The sequence below is a fragment of the Parahaliea aestuarii genome, from assembly GCF_008064635.1.
In the GTDB taxonomy this organism is placed as follows: Bacteria; Pseudomonadota; Gammaproteobacteria; order Pseudomonadales; family Halieaceae; genus Parahaliea; species Parahaliea aestuarii.
In genome coordinates this window covers 203,637-223,588 of the sequence record NZ_VRYZ01000004.1, presented here as the reverse complement: position 1 = coordinate 223,588, position 19,952 = coordinate 203,637, and the positions used below count along the sequence as shown (strand labels likewise).

Annotated in this window: 15 protein-coding genes; 13 read left to right on the top strand and 2 right to left on the bottom strand. The window is 64.1% G+C overall.

The window, feature by feature from the left end; genetic code table 11:
* Positions 1 to 43: 43 nt before the first annotated feature.
* On the bottom strand, positions 44 to 2,257 hold the full coding sequence (locus FVW59_RS10550) for a TonB-dependent receptor (RefSeq protein WP_148064231.1): 2,214 nt from the start codon (positions 2,255 to 2,257) through the stop codon (positions 44 to 46).
* 187 nt (positions 2,258 to 2,444) lie between these two features.
* Between FVW59_RS10550 and purL the strand changes: the two genes are divergently transcribed.
* The 3 genes from purL (at position 2,445) to secF (ending at position 9,232) form a co-directional block, all read left to right on the top strand.
* A complete protein-coding gene (gene purL / locus FVW59_RS10545; RefSeq protein ID WP_148064230.1) occupies positions 2,445 to 6,335 on the top strand; it encodes a phosphoribosylformylglycinamidine synthase in 3,891 nt (1,296 codons plus the stop codon).
* A gap of 102 nt (positions 6,336 to 6,437) precedes the next feature.
* Entirely contained in the window at positions 6,438 to 8,321 is a 1,884-nt protein-coding gene (gene secD, locus FVW59_RS10540; protein ID WP_148064229.1) for a protein translocase subunit SecD, read from the top strand.
* Complete coding sequence (gene secF, locus FVW59_RS10535) at positions 8,318 to 9,232, top strand: protein translocase subunit SecF (RefSeq protein WP_148064228.1); 915 nt, start codon at positions 8,318 to 8,320, stop codon at positions 9,230 to 9,232. Before secD ends, secF begins: the two co-directional genes overlap by 4 nt.
* A 500-nt stretch (positions 9,233 to 9,732) precedes the next feature.
* On the opposite strand, the gene FVW59_RS10530 is transcribed toward secF, so the two are convergent.
* The gene (locus tag FVW59_RS10530) at positions 9,733 to 10,527 is read right to left on the bottom strand and encodes an inositol monophosphatase family protein (RefSeq protein WP_148064227.1); all 795 of its coding nucleotides are present in this window, start codon (positions 10,525 to 10,527) and stop codon (positions 9,733 to 9,735) included.
* Between the two features lie 112 nt (positions 10,528 to 10,639).
* Between FVW59_RS10530 and trmJ the strand changes: the two genes are divergently transcribed.
* The 10 genes from trmJ (at position 10,640) to bamB (ending at position 19,944) form a co-directional block, all read left to right on the top strand.
* On the top strand, positions 10,640 to 11,407 hold the full coding sequence (gene trmJ / locus FVW59_RS10525; protein WP_148064226.1) for a tRNA (cytosine(32)/uridine(32)-2'-O)-methyltransferase TrmJ: 768 nt from the start codon (positions 10,640 to 10,642) through the stop codon (positions 11,405 to 11,407).
* 6 nt (positions 11,408 to 11,413) lie between these two features.
* The gene (locus tag FVW59_RS10520; protein ID WP_148064225.1) at positions 11,414 to 12,565 is read left to right on the top strand and encodes an IscS subfamily cysteine desulfurase; all 1,152 of its coding nucleotides are present in this window, start codon (positions 11,414 to 11,416) and stop codon (positions 12,563 to 12,565) included.
* Between the two features lie 158 nt (positions 12,566 to 12,723).
* Complete coding sequence (ndk, locus tag FVW59_RS10515) at positions 12,724 to 13,152, top strand: nucleoside-diphosphate kinase (protein ID WP_148064224.1); 429 nt, start codon at positions 12,724 to 12,726, stop codon at positions 13,150 to 13,152.
* 33 nt (positions 13,153 to 13,185) lie between these two features.
* Positions 13,186 to 14,340, top strand: a complete 1,155-nt coding sequence (gene rlmN, locus FVW59_RS10510; protein WP_148064223.1) for a dual-specificity RNA methyltransferase RlmN — start codon at positions 13,186 to 13,188, stop codon at positions 14,338 to 14,340.
* Complete coding sequence (pilW, locus tag FVW59_RS10505) at positions 14,337 to 15,134, top strand: type IV pilus biogenesis/stability protein PilW (protein WP_342779699.1); 798 nt, start codon at positions 14,337 to 14,339, stop codon at positions 15,132 to 15,134. The genes rlmN and pilW overlap by 4 nt, the downstream gene beginning before the upstream one ends.
* Positions 15,135 to 15,147: 13 nt before the next feature.
* Positions 15,148 to 15,564, top strand: coding sequence for a helix-turn-helix domain-containing protein (locus FVW59_RS10500; protein ID WP_187275841.1), 417 nt, complete (start codon positions 15,148 to 15,150; stop codon positions 15,562 to 15,564).
* Positions 15,561 to 16,691, top strand: coding sequence for a flavodoxin-dependent (E)-4-hydroxy-3-methylbut-2-enyl-diphosphate synthase (gene ispG, locus FVW59_RS10495; RefSeq protein ID WP_148064221.1), 1,131 nt, complete (start codon positions 15,561 to 15,563; stop codon positions 16,689 to 16,691). The genes FVW59_RS10500 and ispG overlap by 4 nt, the downstream gene beginning before the upstream one ends.
* Before the next feature lie 26 nt (positions 16,692 to 16,717).
* A complete protein-coding gene (gene hisS, locus FVW59_RS10490; RefSeq protein WP_148064220.1) occupies positions 16,718 to 17,989 on the top strand; it encodes a histidine--tRNA ligase in 1,272 nt (423 codons plus the stop codon).
* Between the two features lie 24 nt (positions 17,990 to 18,013).
* A complete protein-coding gene (locus FVW59_RS10485; protein WP_148064219.1) occupies positions 18,014 to 18,763 on the top strand; it encodes a YfgM family protein in 750 nt (249 codons plus the stop codon).
* A complete protein-coding gene (gene bamB / locus FVW59_RS10480; RefSeq protein ID WP_148064218.1) occupies positions 18,760 to 19,944 on the top strand; it encodes an outer membrane protein assembly factor BamB in 1,185 nt (394 codons plus the stop codon). Before FVW59_RS10485 ends, bamB begins: the two co-directional genes overlap by 4 nt.
* Positions 19,945 to 19,952 lie beyond the last annotated feature (8 nt).

Here is a 19,952-nt window from a genome sequence, read left to right as displayed (position 1 = left end):
GCCCGGGGTAGTGTCCCCGGGCTGGCATTCGAAAGGCGCTGCGTTAGAAGTTCAACTGGGCAGAGATGCCCACGCGGCGCTGGTATTCGTAGGCCAGGAAGTGAGTGCCGCTGCCGGTGGCGTTGGCCGCTGTCTGGCCGGTGACGTAGAACTCATCGGTCAGGTTTTTCACAAACAGTTGTACGCTGTAGCGGCCATCCCGGGCTTCGAGCCCCACTGCGGCGTCGACCGTGTTGTAGGCGTCGCCGATGGAGTCTGGACCGTTGCGGGTGTCGTACTGGACTTCATCCTGGTAGAAGTATGTGCCCTGGACAAAGCCGTCGAAGGGAAGGCTGGCAAAGGGGATGAAGTAACGCGCGGTAAGTGAAGCGGTGAGATCCGGTGAATTGGGCATGTCTTTGCCGCTCAGATCCTGCACATCGCCGATGCAGCCCTGGGCCTCGCTCTGGCCGGGGTAACAGGCGGCGCCAGTGTAATCGGTAAACTCGGCGTCTATATAGGCGAGGCTGCCCATGAGCATCAGGTTTGCGCTGGGCTGTGCACTGACTTCAATCTCGATACCCCGGGTTTCCAGTTCTCCCGCGTTATCGAGGAAAAAGGTGGGTGGCACCTGGCCATCCGATACCGAGGTTTGAAAGTCTTCAAACGTGGTGTGGAACAGGGCCGCATTAAGCCGCAGGCGGTTGTCCAGCCACTGTGACTTGATGCCCAACTCGTAGGCGTAGGGAATTTCCGGGTCGACAATGGGTTTGGGCGTGCTGGCGCCGGAGGCCAGGGTGTTGGCGCCGGGGCCTTTGTAACCGCGCGCTGCGCTGGCGTAGAGCATGGCGTCTTCAGCGATATCAAACTCGGCGATCACACGGTAGGACACATCGTCGTCGGTTTCCGACGCCTGGGACCGGCCCGCCGGCGCCTCGGGTATGGTGCCCGGGAGATTGTCGATGACCTGGTCCACTTCGACTTCTTCGTGGTTGTAGCGAGCGCCCAGCGACAGGCGGAAGGTATCGGTGGCGTTCCAGGTTGCCTGGCCAAAGGCGGCATAGCTCTCGTTGGAGAAGGTAAAATCGTTGATCAATGTGCTTCCCAGCACGCCGGGAACGGGGACGACGCCCAGCCCGTAGAAATCAATGGTGCGATCGAATTCCCGCGACATATCCTTCTTGAAGTAGTAGAGACCTGCGACGTAGTCGATGGTTGCGCCGCCCGGGGAGGTCAGCCTCAGTTCCTGGGTGAACTGTTCGATATCCGAATCCCCTTCGTTGATAGGGAGCAGGGTGCGGGGCAGGCCCGCCGCACGGGAGTTGGAGTAGATTTCCGACTCGGTATAGGCCGTGATGGAAGTCAGCGTCGAACTGCCCAGTTGGTAGTTGAGTTCCGCGCTGTACTGGTCCAGTTCGGTACTGCCGGGTGACGTTTCTACTTCGGTGATCTTGTCATTCTCCGGGCCGGTGGGAATATTCTCGATATCGGCGATACTGCCGGGGTTCACAAAGCGTGAGGGCGCAACGCAGCAGTTGTGCTCCCGCTCCGAATGCACCATCGCCAGCAGTACGTCCAGATCGTCCGAGGCCTGGATCAGCAGCTTGCCGCGTCCGCCCCATTCGTCGCGGTCGTTGAAGTCTTCGCCGCCGGGGTATTCGTTCTCGATTATTCCGTCGCGTTGATTGGAGTACAGGGACAGCCGACCCTGCACGGAATCCCCGAGCAGCGGTCCCGAGACAAAACCGTTCAACTTGATTTCATTCGCATCGGCATAGCTGGCGCCAATGCCGGCCTCGAATTCGGCGGTCGGATTGCGAGTCACAATATTCAGCATGCCGGCGGAGGCATTCTTGCCGAACAGCATTCCCTGGGGGCCGCGCAGCACTTCCACCCGGGCCACATCGCTCATGTCCAGCAGGGAGGAGGCCACGCTGCTGGCAACGACACCGTCCACCACGGTGCCCACCGACTGCTCGACACCGCGGCTGAAGGTCTGGGTGCCGACGCCGCGCACGAGGATATTCCGGCCCGCGTCGCTGGTGCCCTCGCCGAAGGAGAAGCCAGCCACAACTCTGGACAGGTCGGAGATTTCGTTGATGTTGCGGGATTCCAGCTCTGCGCCACTCACCGCGGCGACAGAAATGGGCACGTCCTGCATGCTCTGTTCACGCTTCTGGGCGGTGACCACTACCTCTTCAAGCGCCTGTGAATGTGCACCGACGGCAGCGCCTGCCAGGAGTGCGGCGGGGAAATACTTGAGCGGGGATTTTTTCATAGTGATGATTCTTAAAATTAAATGAACATACCGAGAGTTGAATGTAAACGATTACATTTTTGGATTCAAGTGTTGTTGCGCAGTCAGCAGGTTGGCGCAATGCCCGGTGATTGGCAGTTAACGGGGCGGTGCCAATACAGTACAATGGCGCCCTTTTCCGAATCCCTCCATTGGAGCCGTCCCCAGCATGCTGATCCTGCGTGGTGCCCCGGCCCTGTCCGCTTTCCGGCGCGACAAGCTGGCGGCCAGACTTTCTGCCATCCACCCCGACCTGCAACTCCTGCACAGCGAATACCTGCACTTCGCCCATCTGGCCGCTCCGCTGGATGCAGAGCGCGAGGCGGTACTCGCCAGCCTGCTGGAATACGGGCCGGTAAGCGAGGCCGCTGAACCGCCGGCCGCAGCGCGCCTGGTGCTGGCGGTGCCCCGCCTGGGCACGATTTCCCCCTGGTCCAGCAAGGCCACCGACATCGCCCGCAACTGCGGCCTGTCGGAGGTGCGCCGACTGGAGCGGGGAGTTGCCTACTACCTGTCGCAGCCTGCCGGACTGGATGAGGACGCCATCCGCGCGGTGAACGGCTTGCTGCACGATCGCATGACCGAGGCGGTGCTGGATTCACTGGAGGCGGCGCAACTGCTGTTTCGCGAGGCAGAGCCGGCACCCTTCGCCAGCGTCGATGTGCTGGCTGGCGGCCGCGAAGCCCTGGTAGCGGCGGATCGCAGCCTGGGGCTGGCCCTCGCGGACGATGAAATCGACTACCTGGTGGACAGCTTTGGCGCCCTCGGGCGCAACCCGTCGGACGTCGAGCTGATGATGTTCGCCCAGGCCAACTCCGAGCACTGCCGGCACAAGATTTTCAACGCCAGCTGGAGCATCGACGGGCAGGCACAGGAGCACTCCCTGTTCGCCATGATCCGCAATACCTATCGCTGCGGCGGCGAGAACGTGCTGTCGGCCTACTCGGACAACGCCGCTGTTGTGGTGGGGCACAAGGCCGGTCGCTTCTTCCCCGACCCTGACAGCTGCCACTACCGCTTCAGCGAGGAAAACATCCACCTGTTAATGAAGGTGGAAACCCACAATCACCCCACGGCGATTGCACCCTTCCCCGGTGCGGGCACCGGCTCCGGCGGCGAGATCCGCGACGAGGGCGCGGTGGGCCGGGGCTCCAAGCCCAAGGTGGGCCTGACCGGTTTCTCGGTGTCCAACCTCAACATTCCCAACTTCGGCCAGCCCTGGGAAAAGCCCTACGGCAAGCCAGACCGCATCGTGTCCGCCCTGGATATCATGATCGAGGGTCCTATCGGCGGCGCCGCCTTCAACAATGAGTTCGGCCGCCCCAATCTGTGCGGTTACTTCCGTTCCTACGAGTGCCGGGTCAATGGCGTCGACGGCCTGGAAGTGCGCGGTTATCACAAGCCCATCATGATCGCCGGTGGCTACGGCAATATCCGCGAAGAGCATGTGGAGAAGGGCGAGTTCAAGGCCGGCGCCAGGCTGATCGTGCTGGGCGGCCCGGCCATGCTGATTGGCCTCGGTGGCGGCGCCGCATCCTCCATGGCCAGTGGCACCAGCGCCGAGGACCTGGATTTCGCCTCGGTGCAGCGCCAGAACCCGGAAATGGAGCGCCGCTGCCAGGAGGTCATCGATCGCTGCTGGCAGCTGGGGGAGGAAAACCCCATCGCCTTTATTCACGACGTGGGCGCCGGCGGCCTCTCCAACGCCCTGCCGGAACTGGCCAAGGACGGCGGTCGCGGCGCCCGTTTCGATCTGCGCAAGGTGCCCAACGACGAGCCCGGCATGTCGCCGCTGGAGATCTGGTGCAACGAATCCCAGGAGCGCTATGTGATGGCGGTGGAACCCGCCAACCTGGCCCGTTTCGAGGCTATTTGCGAGCGCGAGCGCTGCCCCTTTGCCGTGGTCGGCGAGGCCACCGAAGAGCAGCTGCTCGAACTCGCGGATGCCCACTTCGGCAACAAGCCGGTGGACCTGCCCATGTCCATCCTGTTCGGCAAGCCGCCGCGGATGCACCGGGAGGTGACCCGCCGGGCGGTGCAGCAGCCGGCCCTGTCCATCACCGCCAGCATCGGCGAGGCCACCGAGCGGGTACTGCAGCTGCCCACGGTGGCGTCCAAGCACTTCCTGATCACCATTGGCGATCGCACCGTGACCGGCATGGTGTCCCGCGACCAGATGGTTGGTCCCTGGCAGGTGCCGGTGGCCGACTGCGCGGTGACCACGGTGTCCTACGACAGCGTGGCCGGCGAAGCCATGGCCATGGGCGAGCGCACCCCCCTGGCCCTGGTCAGCGGCCCCGCCTCCGGGCGCATGGCCGTGGCCGAAGCCATCACCAATATCTGCGCCGCGCCGATTGCCGCATTGAATGACATCAAACTCTCCGCCAACTGGATGTGCGCCGCCGGCCACGGCCGCGAAGACGAGGTGCTATACGACACGGTGCGCGCCGTGGGCATGGAGCTGTGCCCGGAGCTGGGCATTACCATCCCGGTGGGCAAGGATTCCATGTCCATGCGCACCACCTGGCAGGAACGGGGCGAGGACAAGTCGGTGACCGCGCCCATGTCGCTGGTTATTTCCGCCTTCGCCCCGGTCACCGATGTGCGCAGGGTCGTGACCCCGCAGCTTCAGGTGCGCGGCGACGCCACCCTGGTGCTGTTGGACCTCGGCCGCGGCGCCAACCGCCTGGGTGGCTCGGCGCTGGCCCAGGTATACGGCCAGATGGGCGACACCGTGGCGGACCTGGACAACGCCGCCGACCTGAAAGCCCTGTTCAGCCTGGTGCAGGAGCAACTGGCAGCCGGCACCCTGCTGGCCTACCACGATCGCTCCGACGGCGGCCTGCTGGCGACTTTGCTGGAAATGGCCTTTGCCGGCCACTGCGGCCTGGACCTCGACCTGGCCGAAGTGCCCGGCGAGGCGCTGGGCAAACTCTTTGCCGAAGAGATTGGCGCCGTGTTGCAGGTGGCGGATGCAGACCTTGCTACTCTGCGCGAGCGCGCCGGGCAGCTGGGCCTCGGCGACTGCCTGTATGGACTCGGGCGAGCCGTCGAGGGTGAGGGCATTATCCTGCGCGAGGGCGAAGCGGTGCTGCTGGACGACAGCCGCGCCCGCCTGCAGAGCCTGTGGAGCCGCACCAGTTTCGAGATTCAGTCCCTGCGCGACAACCCCGACTGCGCGCGCGAGGAATTCGAGCGGATTACCGCGGATGACCCGGGACTGTCTGTCCGGCTGGCCTTTGATCCGGCGGAGGATATCGCTGCGCCGTATATCAATACGGGCGCCCGACCGGAAGTGGCCATTCTGCGCGAGCAGGGGGTCAACGGCCATGTCGAGATGGCCGCCGCCTTCCATCGCGCGGGTTTCGCCCCGGTGGATGTGCACATGAGCGACATTCTTTCTGGGCGCCGCCACCTGCAGGACGTCAAGGGTCTGGTAGCCTGTGGCGGTTTCTCTTACGGCGATGTGCTGGGGGCCGGTGAAGGCTGGGCCAAGAGCGTGCTGTTCAATCCCGCCGTGCGCGAGGAATTCAGCCGCTTCTTCCAGCGCCAGGACACCTTCACCCTCGGCGTGTGCAACGGCTGCCAGATGGTCTCCACCCTGAAGGAGCTGATTCCCGGCGCCGGTCACTGGCCGCGTTTTGTGCGCAACCGCTCCGAGCAGTTCGAAGCCCGCTACGCACTGGTGCGGGTGGAGGACAGCCCCTCGGTGCTGCTGTCCGGTATGGCCGGTTCCCACCTGCCGATTGCGGTCGCCCACGGCGAGGGGCAGGCGGAGTTTGGCAGCGATGCTGCCCGCGATGCTTGTGACAGCTCCGGCACGGTGGCCCTGCGGTATCTGGAGAACGACCTGACGGTGGCCGAACGCTATCCGGCCAATCCCAACGGGTCGCCCCTGGGTATTACCGGCCTCACCAGCGAGGACGGTCGCGCCACCATCATGATGCCCCATCCGGAGCGGGTATTCCGCGCCGTCCAGTGCTCCTGGGCGCCGGATGAATGGTCCGAAGATGCCGGCTGGATGCGCCTGTTTCGCAACGCGCGCAACTGGCTGGGTTGAAAGCGCGCCTTGTCGCCCCTACCTGTATCCCTATAATGGCCCGTTTACTGTCGCCGGGGGCTCGCCGAGCCCCCGTGTCCTGTTAACCAACAGAGCAATACTATGCTGAACAAGTACCCGCTGTGGAAATACCTGCTGGTCGCCTTTGTGGCTGCCATCGGGTTTCTCTACGCAGCGCCCAATCTATACGCGCCGGATCCGGCCCTGCAAATTACCGGCGAGAACAGCGCCCAGGTGATCGACGAGGATACGCTAAAGCGGGTCACCGGCGCCCTGCAGGATGCCGGTATCGAGCACTTCGGCGAGACCATCGACGAAGGCGGTCGCAATGCCCTGGTGCGCTTGCGGGATGCAGAGCAGCAACTCACCGCCCAGGCGCGGGTGCAGCGCGCCCTGGGCGATGGCTTCATCATCGCCCTCAACCTGGCGCCCACCACGCCGGACTGGCTCACCGCCGTTGGCGCCCAGCCGATGAAACTGGGCCTGGACCTGTCCGGGGGGGTGCACTTCAAGCTGGAGGTGGATGTCGAGGCCGCCACCGAGCGGCGCCAGGAGTACTACCTCAATGCCATCAAGAAGGTACTGCGTGAAGAGCGTGTGCGCGGCTTTGTCAGCCTGGACAGGCAGGGCAATGTCGAGGCCCAGTTCCGCAGCGAGGAACTGCGCGAGCAGGCGCGCAGCCTGATCGCGGAAAATCATCCCGAACTGTCCCTGGACCGGGTTGAAGAGGGCGACAGTTTCCGCATCGTGGCCAGCATGACCGAGCAGACCCGCAAGGAAATCGCCGACTACGCGGTGAGTCAGAACCTCACTACCATCCGCAACCGGGTCAACGAACTCGGTGTCTCCGAGCCGCTGGTGCAGCGCCAGGGCAAGAACCGCATCGTGGTGGAACTGCCCGGCATCCAGGACACCGCCGAGGCCAAGCGGATTCTCGGCAAGGTGGCCAACCTGGAGTTTCGCCTGGTGGCCAACATGGATGCGCCGGAGAGCGACAAGCAGCGCTTCGAGTACCGCAGCGCCGACCGCGCCGGCATGAGCGAATGGCTGGAGCGGGATGTGATCATCACCGGCGAACACGTCTCCAACGCCGCCGCCAGCTTCGACCAGAACGGTCGCCCGAATGTGCAGATCAGCCTCGACAGCGAGGGCGGCAGCCTGATGTCCCGGGCCACTCGTCACAACATCAAGCGGCGCATGGGCGTACTGTTTATCGAGCGCAAGTACCGCACCCGCTACGAGATGAACGAGGCCGGCGAGGAAGTCGCGATCCAGGTTCCCTACGACGAGAAGAAACTGCTGACCGCGCCGGTCATCCAGTCCGCCCTCGGCGCCCAGTTCCAGATCACCGGTCTCGACAGCCCGCTGGAATCCTCTGAACTGGCCCTGATGCTGCGCGCCGGCGCACTGGCGGCCCCCATCAACTTCGTCGAAGAGCGCACCGTCGGCCCCTCTCTGGGGGCGGAGAATATTCGCCTGGGGGTGAAGTCGGTACAGTATGGCCTCGGCCTGGTGGTGCTGTTTATGCTGCTGTACTACCGGGTGTTCGGCATCTTCGCGGTGGTCGCACTGTCGGTGAACCTGATCCTGCTGGTGGCCTTCATGTCCATCCTGGGTGCCACCCTGACCCTGCCCGGCATCGCCGGTATCGTATTGACGGTGGGGATGGCGGTGGATGCCAACGTGCTGATTTTCTCGCGCATACGCGAGGAGTTGCGCAACGGGCGATCACCGCAGATGGCGATCCACTCGGGTTATGACGCCGCCCTGTCCACCATTCTCGACGCCAATATCACCACCCTGATTGTGGCGGTGATTCTCTACGCCGTGGGCACCGGGCCGGTCAAGGGCTTCGCGGTCACCCTCAGCGTGGGCATCCTCACCTCCATGTTCACCGCCATCCTGGGTACCCGCACCCTGGTGAACCTGTTCTACGGCGGCCGCAAGGTGAAAACCCTGTCTATCGGGGGAGGGAAACAAGCATGAAAACAGTGAATTTCATGGGCCTGCGCAAGCTGGCCCTGGCACTTTCCGCACTGCTGCTGATCGCGGCAGTTGCCTCCCTGTTCACGCGCCAGCTCAACTGGGGGCTGGACTTTACCGGCGGCACCCTGGTGGAGGTGGTCTACTCCGATACCGCCGATCTCAACGCCGTGCGCGCCACTCTCGAGAGCGAGGGTTACGCCGGCGCGGTGGTGGTCAGTTTCGGCACCGATCGCGATGTGCTGATCCGCCTGCCCCAGGGCCACGGCGACGATGAGGGCAACGCCGTCGTCAAGCTGTTGCAGGACAACTACGACGGGGCAGTGGAATTGCGCCGCACCGAGTTTGTCGGCCCCCAGGTGGGCGACGAGTTGCGCGAGCAGGGCGGCCTGGCCATGCTGCTGGCGCTGGGGCTGGTGATGATCTACATCGCCTTCCGCTTCCAGTTCAAGTTTGCCGCCGGTGCGGTGCTGGCCCTGATGCACGACGTGATCATTACCCTGGGCTTCTTTTCCATCACCGGCATGGAGTTTGACCTCACGGTACTGGCGGCCCTGCTGGCGGTGATCGGTTACTCGCTGAACGACACCATTGTGGTGTTCGACCGTATCCGTGAGAATTTCCGCACTCTGCGGCGCTCGGACACTGTCGAGATTATCAATATCTCGCTGACGGATACTCTCGGGCGAACGCTGGTAACCTCACTGACGACGCTGCTGGTGCTGGTGGCGCTGGCGCTGTTCGGCGGCGAGATGATCAACTCTTTCGCTATCGCCCTGATTGTGGGGGTTGGTATCGGTACCTACTCGTCGATTTTTGTTGCGTCGAATCTGTTAGTGACGCTGGGAGTGAGCAAGGAGGATCTGATGATTCCGGTGAAGGAAGGGGAAGAGCAGGAAGATTTGGTGCCATGAAGTTCCTTCGGTAATAGGGAATAACCTGACAAAAAATGCGCCTGGGTGGCGCATTTTTTGTTTTCGCAGATGCGGGAAGACGCGGATCGTGGACTTAAAGCGCGTTGATCCCGCACACGCGGAGCCCGAAACCCTTCCGGGACACGCCGTGAATACATCCATGTAGTCTCTTCAGCGGCATCCATGCCGCTGACGGTCCCGGAAGGGTTTCGGGCACCTCGCGCGCTCAACCGGCAGTGATCTCAAACTGCCACTTTCGAATCTTTTGCATTGAAAACTTGCACTGATGCAGGGGGCGAGGTGGCTGTGTGCCTCCCCGGACCGTCAGCGGCCATGGATGGCCGGTGCCGAGCGCACATGGATGTGCTTGTAGCGTGTCCGGGGAGGCACACAGCCAGATCGCTCCCGGCCTACGTAGCACCTCCTTCATCGAATACCTGGTTTTCCCGAAACAAAAAAAGCGCCATCGGGGCGCTTTTTAAGTAGTAAAGGAGTGCCGATCAGCCCAGCAGCGGCCTGGTAACCTGCAGCACCGCCTTGAAGCACTTCGGGTTGCCGCACACCACATCGCCGTTCTCCAGATGCTTGTCGGCACCGCTGAAGTCGGAGATCAGGCCGCCCGCCTCGCGTATCAGCAGCGCGCCGGCGGCGATGTCCCAGATCGACAGGCCCTTTTCCCAGAACGCATCCAGGCGCCCCGCGGCCACATAGGCAAGATCCAGCGAGGCAGCACCGGCGCGGCGGATGCCCGCGCACTGGCCCGCCAGCACTTCAATCGACTTCGCGTAGGGCTCGAGAATATCGTCGCAGTGATCGCGGAAGGGGATGCCCGTGCCGAGCAGGGCGCCGTCCAGCGAGTGGCGCTCGCTGACGCGGATGCGGCGGCCGTTGAGGGCGGCACCGCGGCCGCGGGAGGCGGTGAATTCTTCCCGGCGTACCGGGTCCACGATCACCGCGTGCTCCACCTTGCCCCGGTACAGGCAGGCGATGGAAACCGCGTAGTGGGGAATGCCACGCAGGAAATTGGTGGTGCCATCGAGCGGGTCGATTACCCAGCGATATTCGGCGTTGGCATCGCCCTGCAGGCCGCCTTCCTCGCCGAGGAAGGCGTGGTCCGGGTAGGCTTTTTTCAGTTGGTAGACAATCTCGCGCTCGGCGGCGCGATCCACCTCGGACACGAAATCGTTGCGACCCTTGGTCGTGACCTCAATACGATCGAGATCATCGGAGGCGCGCACGATCTGCTCGCCGGCTTTGCGGGCGGCGCGCAGCGCGATGTTGACCATCGGTTCCATAGTCTGTGTGTCCGGGTGAGAATTGTGGGCGGCGGATTATAGCAGCGAATCGCTGCCTGATTACAGGGTAAATCTGCTACACTGGCGCGCTACTTTCAGCCCCCGAAACCCCATGAATCTCGACAATATCCGCATCGTGCTGGTCAATACCTCCCACCCGGGCAACATCGGCGGGGTGGCCCGTGCAATGAAGAACATGGGCCTGTCGCGCCTCTACCTGGTGGAGCCGCGCCAGTACCCCGACGAGCAGGCCACCTGGCGGGCGGCCACCGCCGCTGATGTGCTGGACGGCGCGGTGGTGACCCGGACCCTCGATGAGGCGATTGCCGACTGCCAGTTTGTGGTGGGCACCAGCGCCCGCAGTCGCAATATTCCCTGGCCGCTGCAGGACCCGCGGGCCTGCGCCGGGCGCATGGCCGAGGCCTCGGTGCATGAGCAGGTGGCGGTGCTGTTCGGGCGCGAGGACCGCGGACTCACCAACGAAGAACTGCGGCGCTGCAACCTGCACCTGAATATCCCCACTTCTGAAGACTACAGCTCCCTCAATCTCGCCATGGCGGTGCAGGTGGTGTGCTATGAGCTGCGTATGCTGCTGGACGCCGGGCGCCTGCCCGCCAGTGAGGACGCGGAGTGGGATACCCCCTTCGCCACGCGCGAGAACATGGAGCGCTTCTACGTCCACCTTGAGGAAACCCTGGTCCAGCTGGGCTTTCTCGACCCGGCGGCGCCACGCCAGCTGATGACCCGCCTGCGCCGTCTCTACAGCCGGGTGCGACTGGACGAGATGGAGCTGAACATCCTGCGCGGCATTCTCACCGAAACCCAGAAGTTCCTGCCCCGCGACAGCGCGACTGTCTCGAGCCCGGGCGGCAGCGAGTAAGGCGCCATGGCTTCCCCGATCTACCTCGACTATCTCGCCACCACCCCGGTCGACCCGCGGGTCGCCGAAAAGATGTGCCAGTGCCTGACCGTGGAGGGCAACTACGGCAACCCGGCATCGCGCTCGCACATGATCGGCTGGCGCGCCGAGGCCGCTGTAGAGGAGGCCCGCCGGGAGGTGGCGGACCTGCTGGGCGCCGACCCGCGAGAGATCGTGTGGACCTCCGGCGCCACCGAGGCGGACAACCTCGCCATCAAGGGGGTTGCCCACTATCACCGTGAGCGCGGCAGGCATATTGTCACCTCGAAGATCGAGCACAAGGCGGTGCTGGATACCTGCGCCCACCTCGAGACCGAGGGCTTCGAGGTGACCTACCTCGAGCCCGGCGTCGACGGCGTGATTGAGCCCGCCGCGGTGGCGGCCGCCCTGCGGGAGGGCACTGTGCTGGTGAGCATCATGCACGCCAACAACGAAGTGGGGGCGGTGAACGATATCGCCGCCATCGGCGCCCTGTGCCGGGAAGCCGGGGTGTTCTTCCACGTCGACGCCGCCCAGAGCGCAGGCAAGCTGCCGATCGATGTGAAGGCCATGGCGGTGGATCTGATGTCCCTGTCGGCGCACAAATTCTACGGCCCCAAGGGCATGGGCGCGCTCTATGTCCGGCGCCAGCCGCCGCTGCGCCTTGAGGCCCAGATGCACGGCGGTGGCCACGAGCGCGGCATGCGCTCCGGTACGCTCGCCACCCACCAGATTGTGGGCATGGGGGAGGCCGCCCGCATTGCACGGCAGGAAATGGCGGCGGAGGCGGCGCGGGTCGGCGGCCTGCGCGATGCCTTTCTCGCGACCGTTTCGACTCTGCCCGGTGTCACCGTCAACGGCAATCCCGCTCGCGGCCTGCCGGGCGCCATCAATCTCGCCTTTGCCGGGGTTGAGGGGGAGTCCCTGTTGATGGCCCTGAACGGCCTCGCGGTCTCCAGTGGCAGCGCCTGTACATCCGCCAGTGTGGAGCCCTCCTATGTGCTGCGGGCCCTGGGTGTGCCGGACGATCTGGCCCACGCCTCCCTGCGTTTCAGTTTCGGCCGCTTCACCAGCGAGGAGGATGCCGAGCGCGCCGCGCAGGGCGTGGTGCAGGCGGTTTCGCGCCTGCGCGGGACGTGAAATTTCCGCTTTTCCTGGTTGCGGCGCTAAGCCGCTGATTTACCGGCAAAATAAACTTCCTTCACGGCAGCGCTGCGGATGAAATGCGGGGCCAAAATCCGTATAATCACGCGCGCTTTTTCAACCTATTCCCGCAAATCCATACTGGAGACAGTTTCATGGCAGTAGAACGCACCCTTTCCATCGTCAAACCCGATGCAGTGGCCAAGAATGTTGTTGGCAAAATCTATTCCCGCTTCGAAGAGGCCGGCCTGCAGATCGTGGCGGCCAAGATGCTGCGTCTGTCCGACGATGTAGCCGGCGGTTTCTACGCCGAGCACCGCGAGCGCCCCTTCTTCGCCGACCTGGTGGGCTTCATGACCTCCGGCCCGGTTGTGGTACAGGTGCTGGAAGGCGAGAACGCCATCGCCAAGAATCGCGAGCTGATGGGCGCCACCAACCCGCAGGAAGCCGAGGCCGGCACCATCCGCGCCGACTTCGCCCAGTCCATCGACGCCAACGCGGTACACGGTTCCGACTCTCCCGCTTCCGCTGAGCGCGAAATCGCCTACTTCTTCGCCGCCAGCGAAATCTGCGAGCGCGGCTGATACCGCGCCAGATTACAAGTACAGGCCACCGGCATGAATAGTCCGACAACCATCGCCACCAGCGCAACGCCCGACAAGGTCAACCTGCTCGGGCTGACCAGGGCGCAGATGGAGCAGTTCTTCCTGGATATCGGGGAGAAGACGTTCCGCGCCCAGCAGGTGCTGAAGTGGATTCATCACGCCGGTGTGATCGACATTGCCGAGATGTCCAATCTCGGCAAGGCCCTGCGCGAGAAGCTGGCGCAGGTCGCGGAAGTGCGCCCGCCGGAAATCGTCAGCCAGCACGACTCTGCCGATGGCACCCGCAAGTGGGCCATCCGCGTGGACGGCGGTGGCCTGGTGGAAGCGGTGCTGATTCCCGATCGCGAGCGCGCCACCCTCTGTGTGTCTTCCCAGGTGGGTTGCAGCCTCGACTGCTCTTTCTGCTCCACCGGCAAGCAGGGCTTCATGCAGGACCTGAGCGCGGCGGAGATCATCGGCCAGGTGTGGCTGGCGATCAAATCCTTCGACGCCTTCCAGTCCGGCAAGGGGCGGGTGGTAACCAACGTGGTGATGATGGGCATGGGCGAACCCCTGCTCAATTTCGACAACGTGGTCTCTGCCATGAACCTGATGATGGAGGACCTCGCCTACGGTATTTCCAAACGCCGGGTGACCCTCAGCACCTCCGGCGTGGTGCCGGCGCTGGACAAGCTGGCCGAAGTGAGTGAAGCCTCGCTGGCCATTTCCCTGCACGCTCCCAACGACGCCCTGCGCAACGAGCTGGTGCCGATCAACCGCAAGTACCCCATTGCCCGCCTGCTGGAAAGCAGTCGCAACTACATCGACGCCCAGAGCGACAACAAGCGCGTGGTGACGGTGGAATACACCCTGATGGCCGGGGTCAACGACCAGCCCGAGCACGCTCGCGAGCTGGCCGTCCTGCTGCAGGATTTTCCCTGCAAGATCAATCTGATCCCCTTCAACCCCTTTCCCCAGTCGCAATATCGTCGCCCCAGCGGCAATGCGGTGTCGCGCTTCTGGCAAGTGCTGGTGGATGCGGGATATATTGTCACCGTTCGCACCACCCGCGGCGACGATATCGACGCCGCCTGCGGCCAGTTGGTAGGACAGGTGGTGGACCGTACCCGTCGCAGTGAGCGCTATCGCAACGCCGCTGGGCAGAACCAGGTGATAGAAGCGGGGTGATCAATTTGGCGTTGTGCAATATTTTCAGGTCCGGCACGGTATGGGCCGGTGTGGTCTTGCTGCTGGCCCTGACCGGTTGCGTGACCCAGTCCGAAACCGTGTTCACCGATCCGCCAGCGCCGGAAAAGGCCCTCAAGCAGCGTGTGGAACTGGCGCGCAAGTACATCGGTGAGGGCGACTGGGAAAACGCCAAGCGCAACCTCAAGCAGGCGGCCGAAATCGACCCCGACAACGCCGAGGTCTACGAAGCTTTTGCCCTGGTCTACCAGAGCACCGGAGAGACCGACCTGGCAGAGGAAAACTTTGAAAAGGCGCTCCGCATCGATCGCAGTTTTTCCCGCGCCCGCAACAATTACGCCGCCTTCCTCTACAGCCAGCAGCGCTATCAGGAAGCAGAGAAGCAGCTGGAAATGGTGGTCAAGGACAGCCTCTACAACGCCCGGCCAAAGGCCTTCGTCAACCTGGGGCTGTGCCGGCTGCAACTGGATAACAGCGCCGGCGCCGGCGAGGCCTTTGAGCGCGCGCTGACCATGGATGCCACCAACCGCGTGGCCCGCCTGGAGCTGGCCGAACTGCGCTTTCGCGATGGTGATATCGCCGCCGCGGAAACTCACTATGGTGTCTATCGCACCGGGCTGAAACAGCAGTCCGCGCGCGGCCTGTGGCTCGGCGTCCGTCTGTCCCAGGCCAGCGGTGACCGCAATGCCGAGGGCAGTTATGCAATGGCCCTGCGCAACCTGTACCCGGATTCCCCCGAGTATCAGGCCTACCAACGGACTCAGGGCGGTGGTTGAGGAAAGCAACACAGTGGAATCCCCGGGCGCCATGCTGCGTCGCGCTCGCGAGGCGCGCAAACTGAGCCCGGAAGACATCACGCGGCGCATGAACTGGCTGCCGTGCTACGTGGCCATTATCGAGCGCGATGATTACGCCGCGCTGCGCAGGCCGACCTTCGCCCGCGGCTATGTGCGCGCCTACGGTAAATTTCTGGGTATGGCAGAGGCTCCATTGATGGCGGCCTTTGACCAGGTGGCCGGCGACATGGCAGGCCCCGGGCCGGTGCGCCGGGTGGTGCCAGCGGGCAGTGCGCGGCAAACCCAGCTTTTGCAAATTGGTCTGGGTGTGGTGCTACTGGCGCTGCTGGTGGCGGGATTGTGGTGGTGGCGGGGCAGTGCAGCCGATACGGTAGCGGTTCTGGAGATGGTAAATACGGTGACGGTATGAAAGCAGCATCCCCAATCAAACGCCGGGTGAGCCGACAAATTCAGGTGGGCAGTGTCGCCGTCGGTGGCGATGCGCCGATCAGTGTGCAGAGCATGACCAACACCGAGACCTGCGACGTGGCCGCCACGGTGGCCCAGGTGCAGGCCATTGCCGATGCCGGCGCCGACATCGTGCGAGTGTCGGTACCCAGCATGGAGGCCGCCGAGGCCTTTCGCGCCATCCGCGCCCGGGTGGAGGTTCCCCTGGTGGCGGATATCCACTTTGATCACCGCATCGCCCTCAAGGTGGCGGAGTACGGGGTCGACTGCCTGCGCATCAACCCCGGCAATATCGGCCGTGACGACAAGGTGCGCGAGGTCATTCACTCGGCCCGGGACAAGGGCATCCCGATCCGTATCGGCGTCAATGCCGGCTCCCTCGGCAAGGACCTGCAGCGCAAATACGGCGAGCCTACCGCCGAGGCGCTGGTGGAGTCCGCCATGCGCCATGTCGACATTCTCGACCGGCACAATTACTACGACTTCAAGGTCAGTGTGAAGGCCTCGGAAGTGTTCATGGCGGTGGAGGCCTATCGCCTGCTGGCCAAGCAGATTGACCAGCCCCTGCACCTGGGGATCACCGAGGCCGGCGGCCTGCGCGGCGGCACGGTGAAGTCCGCCGTGGGCCTGGGCATGCTGCTGATGGACGGTATCGGCGACACCATCCGCATCTCCCTGGCGGCCGACCCGGTGGAGGAGGTGAAGGTTGGCTTCGAAATCCTCAAGAGCCTCAAGCTGCGTACCAACGGCATCAACTTTATTGCCTGCCCCTCCTGCTCGCGACAGAACTTCGACGTCATCGGCACCATGAATGCGCTGGAACAGCGCCTCGAGGACATCCGCACGCCGATGGATGTGGCCGTGATCGGCTGCATCGTCAATGGTCCCGGCGAAGCGCGCGAGGCCGATGTGGGCCTGACCGGCGCCACCCCGAGCAACCTGATCTACGTGAACGGCGAGCCGGATCACAAGGTCAGCAACCAGTCCTTCATCGATCACCTGGAACAGGTGATCCGCCAGCGCGCCGCCGACCTCGAGACCGAGCGCGCGCGGCAGGAGGAACAACTCATTCTCAAGTCCAGCGCCTGAGGCGCTGCCATCGATCTGGAGATACGGTGACCAAACTACGCGCCATCCGGGGTATGAATGACATACTTCCGGAGGAAACCCCCTATTGGCAGTCCCTGGAAGGGACCGTGCGCGACCTGCTGCACAGCTACGGCTACGGCGAGATTCGCCTGCCCATCGTTGAGTACACAGAACTGTTCAAGCGCTCCATCGGCGAGGTTACCGACATCGTCGAGAAGGAGATGTACACCTTTGCCGATCGCAATGACGAGAGCCTGACCCTGCGCCCCGAAGGTACCGCCGGGTGCGTGCGCGCGGTGATTCAGCAGGGCCTGCTGAGCACACCCCAGCGCCTCTGGTACTCGGGCCCCATGTTTCGCTACGAGCGGCCGCAGAAGGGGCGCCAGCGCCAGTTTCACCAGGTGGGGGTGGAGGCCTTTGGCATTGCCAGCCCCGATATTGACGCCGAACTGATTCTGCTGTCGGCCAGGCTGTGGCGCCTGCTCGGCATCAGTGACGCGGTCACGCTGGAACTGAACTCGATTGGCAGCCCGGCGGCCCGCGCCGCTTACCGCGCAGCACTGGTTGAGTACCTGGAGGCCCGCCGCGAGCAACTGGACGAGGACAGCCAGCGTCGCCTGGACAGCAACCCGCTGCGCATCCTCGATTCCAAGAATGCCGATACCCAGGCCCTGCTGGACGACGCGCCGTCGCTGGCGAACTACCTGGATGAGGAATCGCAGGCGGATTTCGCCCGGCTCTGCGCACTGCTGGACGCGGCGGGGCAATCCTACCGGGTCAACCCGCGACTGGTGCGGGGGCTGGACTACTACAACAAGACTGTGTTCGAGTGGGTCACCGACCGCCTCGGAGCGCAGGGTACAGTCTGCGCCGGCGGTCGTTACGACGGCCTGGTAGAGCAGCTGGGCGGCAAGGCGACGCCGGGTATCGGATTTGCCATGGGCTTGGAACGTCTGGTGTTGCTGCTGTCTGAAACGGGGGCGGCAGTGCCCCTGGCGCAGGACGCCGACCTCTATGTGGTGTCGGTGGGTGCGGCCGCGGAACTGGAGGCAGTGGCACGCACCGAGGCCTTGCGCGACATCCTGCCGGAACGCCGCATCGTGCTCAATGCCGGCGGTGGCAGTTTCAAGAGCCAGATGAAAAAGGCCGACAAGAGCGGCGCCCGCCTGGCCCTGATCTGGGGCGAGGACGAGGTCAGCCAGGGCACCTGTGCGGTGAAGAGCCTGCGCGGGGAAGGTGGTCAACAATCCGTGGCGGTGCAAGACCTGCCCGAGTACCTGCGCGCTGCGCTGGTGTAAAGAGCAAAGCAATAAGGAAACGACGTGGAAGATTATCGTAGCGAAGAAGAACAGGTAGAGGCCCTCAAGCGCTGGTGGGACGACAACGGTCGCTCCACCCTGGCGGGCATTGCCCTGGCGCTGGTGGGCGCCTTTGGCTGGCAGGGCTGGCAGGAATACAGCCAGGGTCAGAACGAGGCCGCCTCGGACCTCTACCAGGAATTGCTGGAAGCGGCAGCCGGAGCCGGCCAGAACCCGGCACAGTTGGGTGTGGCGGAGCGCCTGGCGGCGCAGATCAAGACCGACTACAGCGGTTCCGCCTACGCCATTTTCGCGGCGCTGCAGGCGGCTCGCCTGGCGGTGCAGGAAGGTGACCTGGAGACTGCAGAGAGCGAACTGCGCTGGGTGCTCGCCGAGGCCGACAGCGGCAGCGACAGCGCGCTGGTCGCCCAGCAGCGCCTGGCCCGGGTCGTGGCCTCCCAGGGTGATACCGAGGGGGCCCTGGCCCTGCTCGAGGTCACGGGTGAAAACCCCTATGCAGCGAGTTACGCCATGGCGGAGGGCGATATTTTGCTGTCCGCCGGTCGCGACAGCGAGGCGCTAGCCGCCTACGAGCTGGCCCGGCAGGTCGCCAGCGAGGGCACCCAGGTGCCGCCGCTGACAGCACTGGAACAGAAAATTGCCAGCCTGAAGCCCGCCGAGCCGCGGGAGATTTCGGTGGCGGTGAGCGACCCGCTGCCGGCCGTTGCCCAGGAAGCAGAGGCGCCGGCCGACGCAGAGGAGGAAACGCCATGATCCACTCCGCCCTGCGCACCCTCGCCGTGCTGTCCCTGGCCATGAGCCTCGCGGCCTGCTCTACCGTCAAGGGCTGGTTTGAAATTGACGATGAAGAAGATCCCAACCAGCCAGTAGAGCTGCAGGACATCACCCCCACGGTGAAGATCAAGCGCCTGTGGTCCAAGGGTGTGGGGGATGGCCAGGGCAAGGGGCTGTACCACCTGCGTCCGGCCCTGGCCGGCGATCGCATTTACGTCGCTTCCGCCGACGGGGAAGTGGTCGCCCTGAACCGCAAAACCGGCAAGACCCTGTGGGACGTGGAACTGGATACCCGTCTGTCCGGTGGCGTCAGTGTATACGAGGACAGCCTTTTTGTCGGCGGCAGTGACGGTTCGGTGTTGCGCCTGTCTGCCGCAGACGGCAGCCAGTTGTGGAAAACCGGCGTCACCGGTGAAGTGTTGGCACCGCCCCAGGGCAACGGCCGCCACGTGGTCGCCCAGACCTATGACGGCAAACTGTTCGGTCTCGACTACGAGAGTGGCGAGAAGCAGTGGACCTACGACAGCAATGTTCCGGTACTGACCCTGCGCGGCACCAGCACGCCCATTCTCGATGGCAGCAAGGTCTACGCGGCTTTCGCCAACGGTCGGGTGCTGGCATTCGAGACCGACAGTGGCGACATCGCCTGGGAAGTGCGGGTGGCCATCTCCCAGGGCCGCTCCGAGATTGAGCGCATCGTGGATATCGACGGCACCATGGAGCTGGCGGGCAATGAACTCTACGCGGCCAGCTACCAGGGCCGTATTGCCGCCATCGAAGTGGGGAGCGGCCGCAAACTGTGGCAGCAGAACGTTTCGTCCTTCTCCGGTGTATCGACCGGCTTCGGGAATGTCTACGTGGCCGACGCCGACGGCACCCTGACGGCCTACCTGCGCGGTGGCCAGGGCGTGCGCTGGACCCAGGGCGACCTCGGTTACCGTGAACTGTCGCGGCCGACTCCGGTCAACAGTTATGTGGCCGTGGTCGACTTCGAGGGTGTGGTACACCTGATTTCCCAGGTGGATGGCAGCTTCGCGGGTCGCACCGAAGTGGACAGCGACGGCGCCCGCGCCGACATGGTTGCCGATGGCAATGTGCTCTACGTGTACGATAACGGTGGCACCCTGTCCGCCTTTGAAATTACTCCGCTCGACGACTAGCAGCGCGA

What these genes read in the sequence shown, in the direction of transcription:
- purL (WP_148064230.1), top strand. Translation starts at nt 2,445, where the DNA reads ATGCTGATCCTGCGTGGTGCCCCGGCCCTGTCCGCTTTCCGGCGCGAC.
- rlmN (WP_148064223.1), top strand. Translation starts at nt 13,186, where the DNA reads ATGAATAGTCCGACAACCATCGCCACCAGCGCAACGCCCGACAAGGTC.
- secD (WP_148064229.1), top strand. Translation starts at nt 6,438, where the DNA reads ATGCTGAACAAGTACCCGCTGTGGAAATACCTGCTGGTCGCCTTTGTG.
- trmJ (WP_148064226.1), top strand. Translation starts at nt 10,640, where the DNA reads ATGAATCTCGACAATATCCGCATCGTGCTGGTCAATACCTCCCACCCG.
- ndk (WP_148064224.1), top strand. Translation starts at nt 12,724, where the DNA reads ATGGCAGTAGAACGCACCCTTTCCATCGTCAAACCCGATGCAGTGGCC.
- secF (WP_148064228.1), top strand. Translation starts at nt 8,318, where the DNA reads ATGAAAACAGTGAATTTCATGGGCCTGCGCAAGCTGGCCCTGGCACTT.
- FVW59_RS10520 (WP_148064225.1), top strand. Translation starts at nt 11,414, where the DNA reads ATGGCTTCCCCGATCTACCTCGACTATCTCGCCACCACCCCGGTCGAC.
- ispG (WP_148064221.1), top strand. Translation starts at nt 15,561, where the DNA reads ATGAAAGCAGCATCCCCAATCAAACGCCGGGTGAGCCGACAAATTCAG.
- bamB (WP_148064218.1), top strand. Translation starts at nt 18,760, where the DNA reads ATGATCCACTCCGCCCTGCGCACCCTCGCCGTGCTGTCCCTGGCCATG.
- FVW59_RS10530 (WP_148064227.1), bottom strand. Translation starts at nt 10,527, where the DNA reads ATGGAACCGATGGTCAACATCGCGCTGCGCGCCGCCCGCAAAGCCGGC.
- FVW59_RS10550 (WP_148064231.1), bottom strand. Translation starts at nt 2,257, where the DNA reads ATGAAAAAATCCCCGCTCAAGTATTTCCCCGCCGCACTCCTGGCAGGC.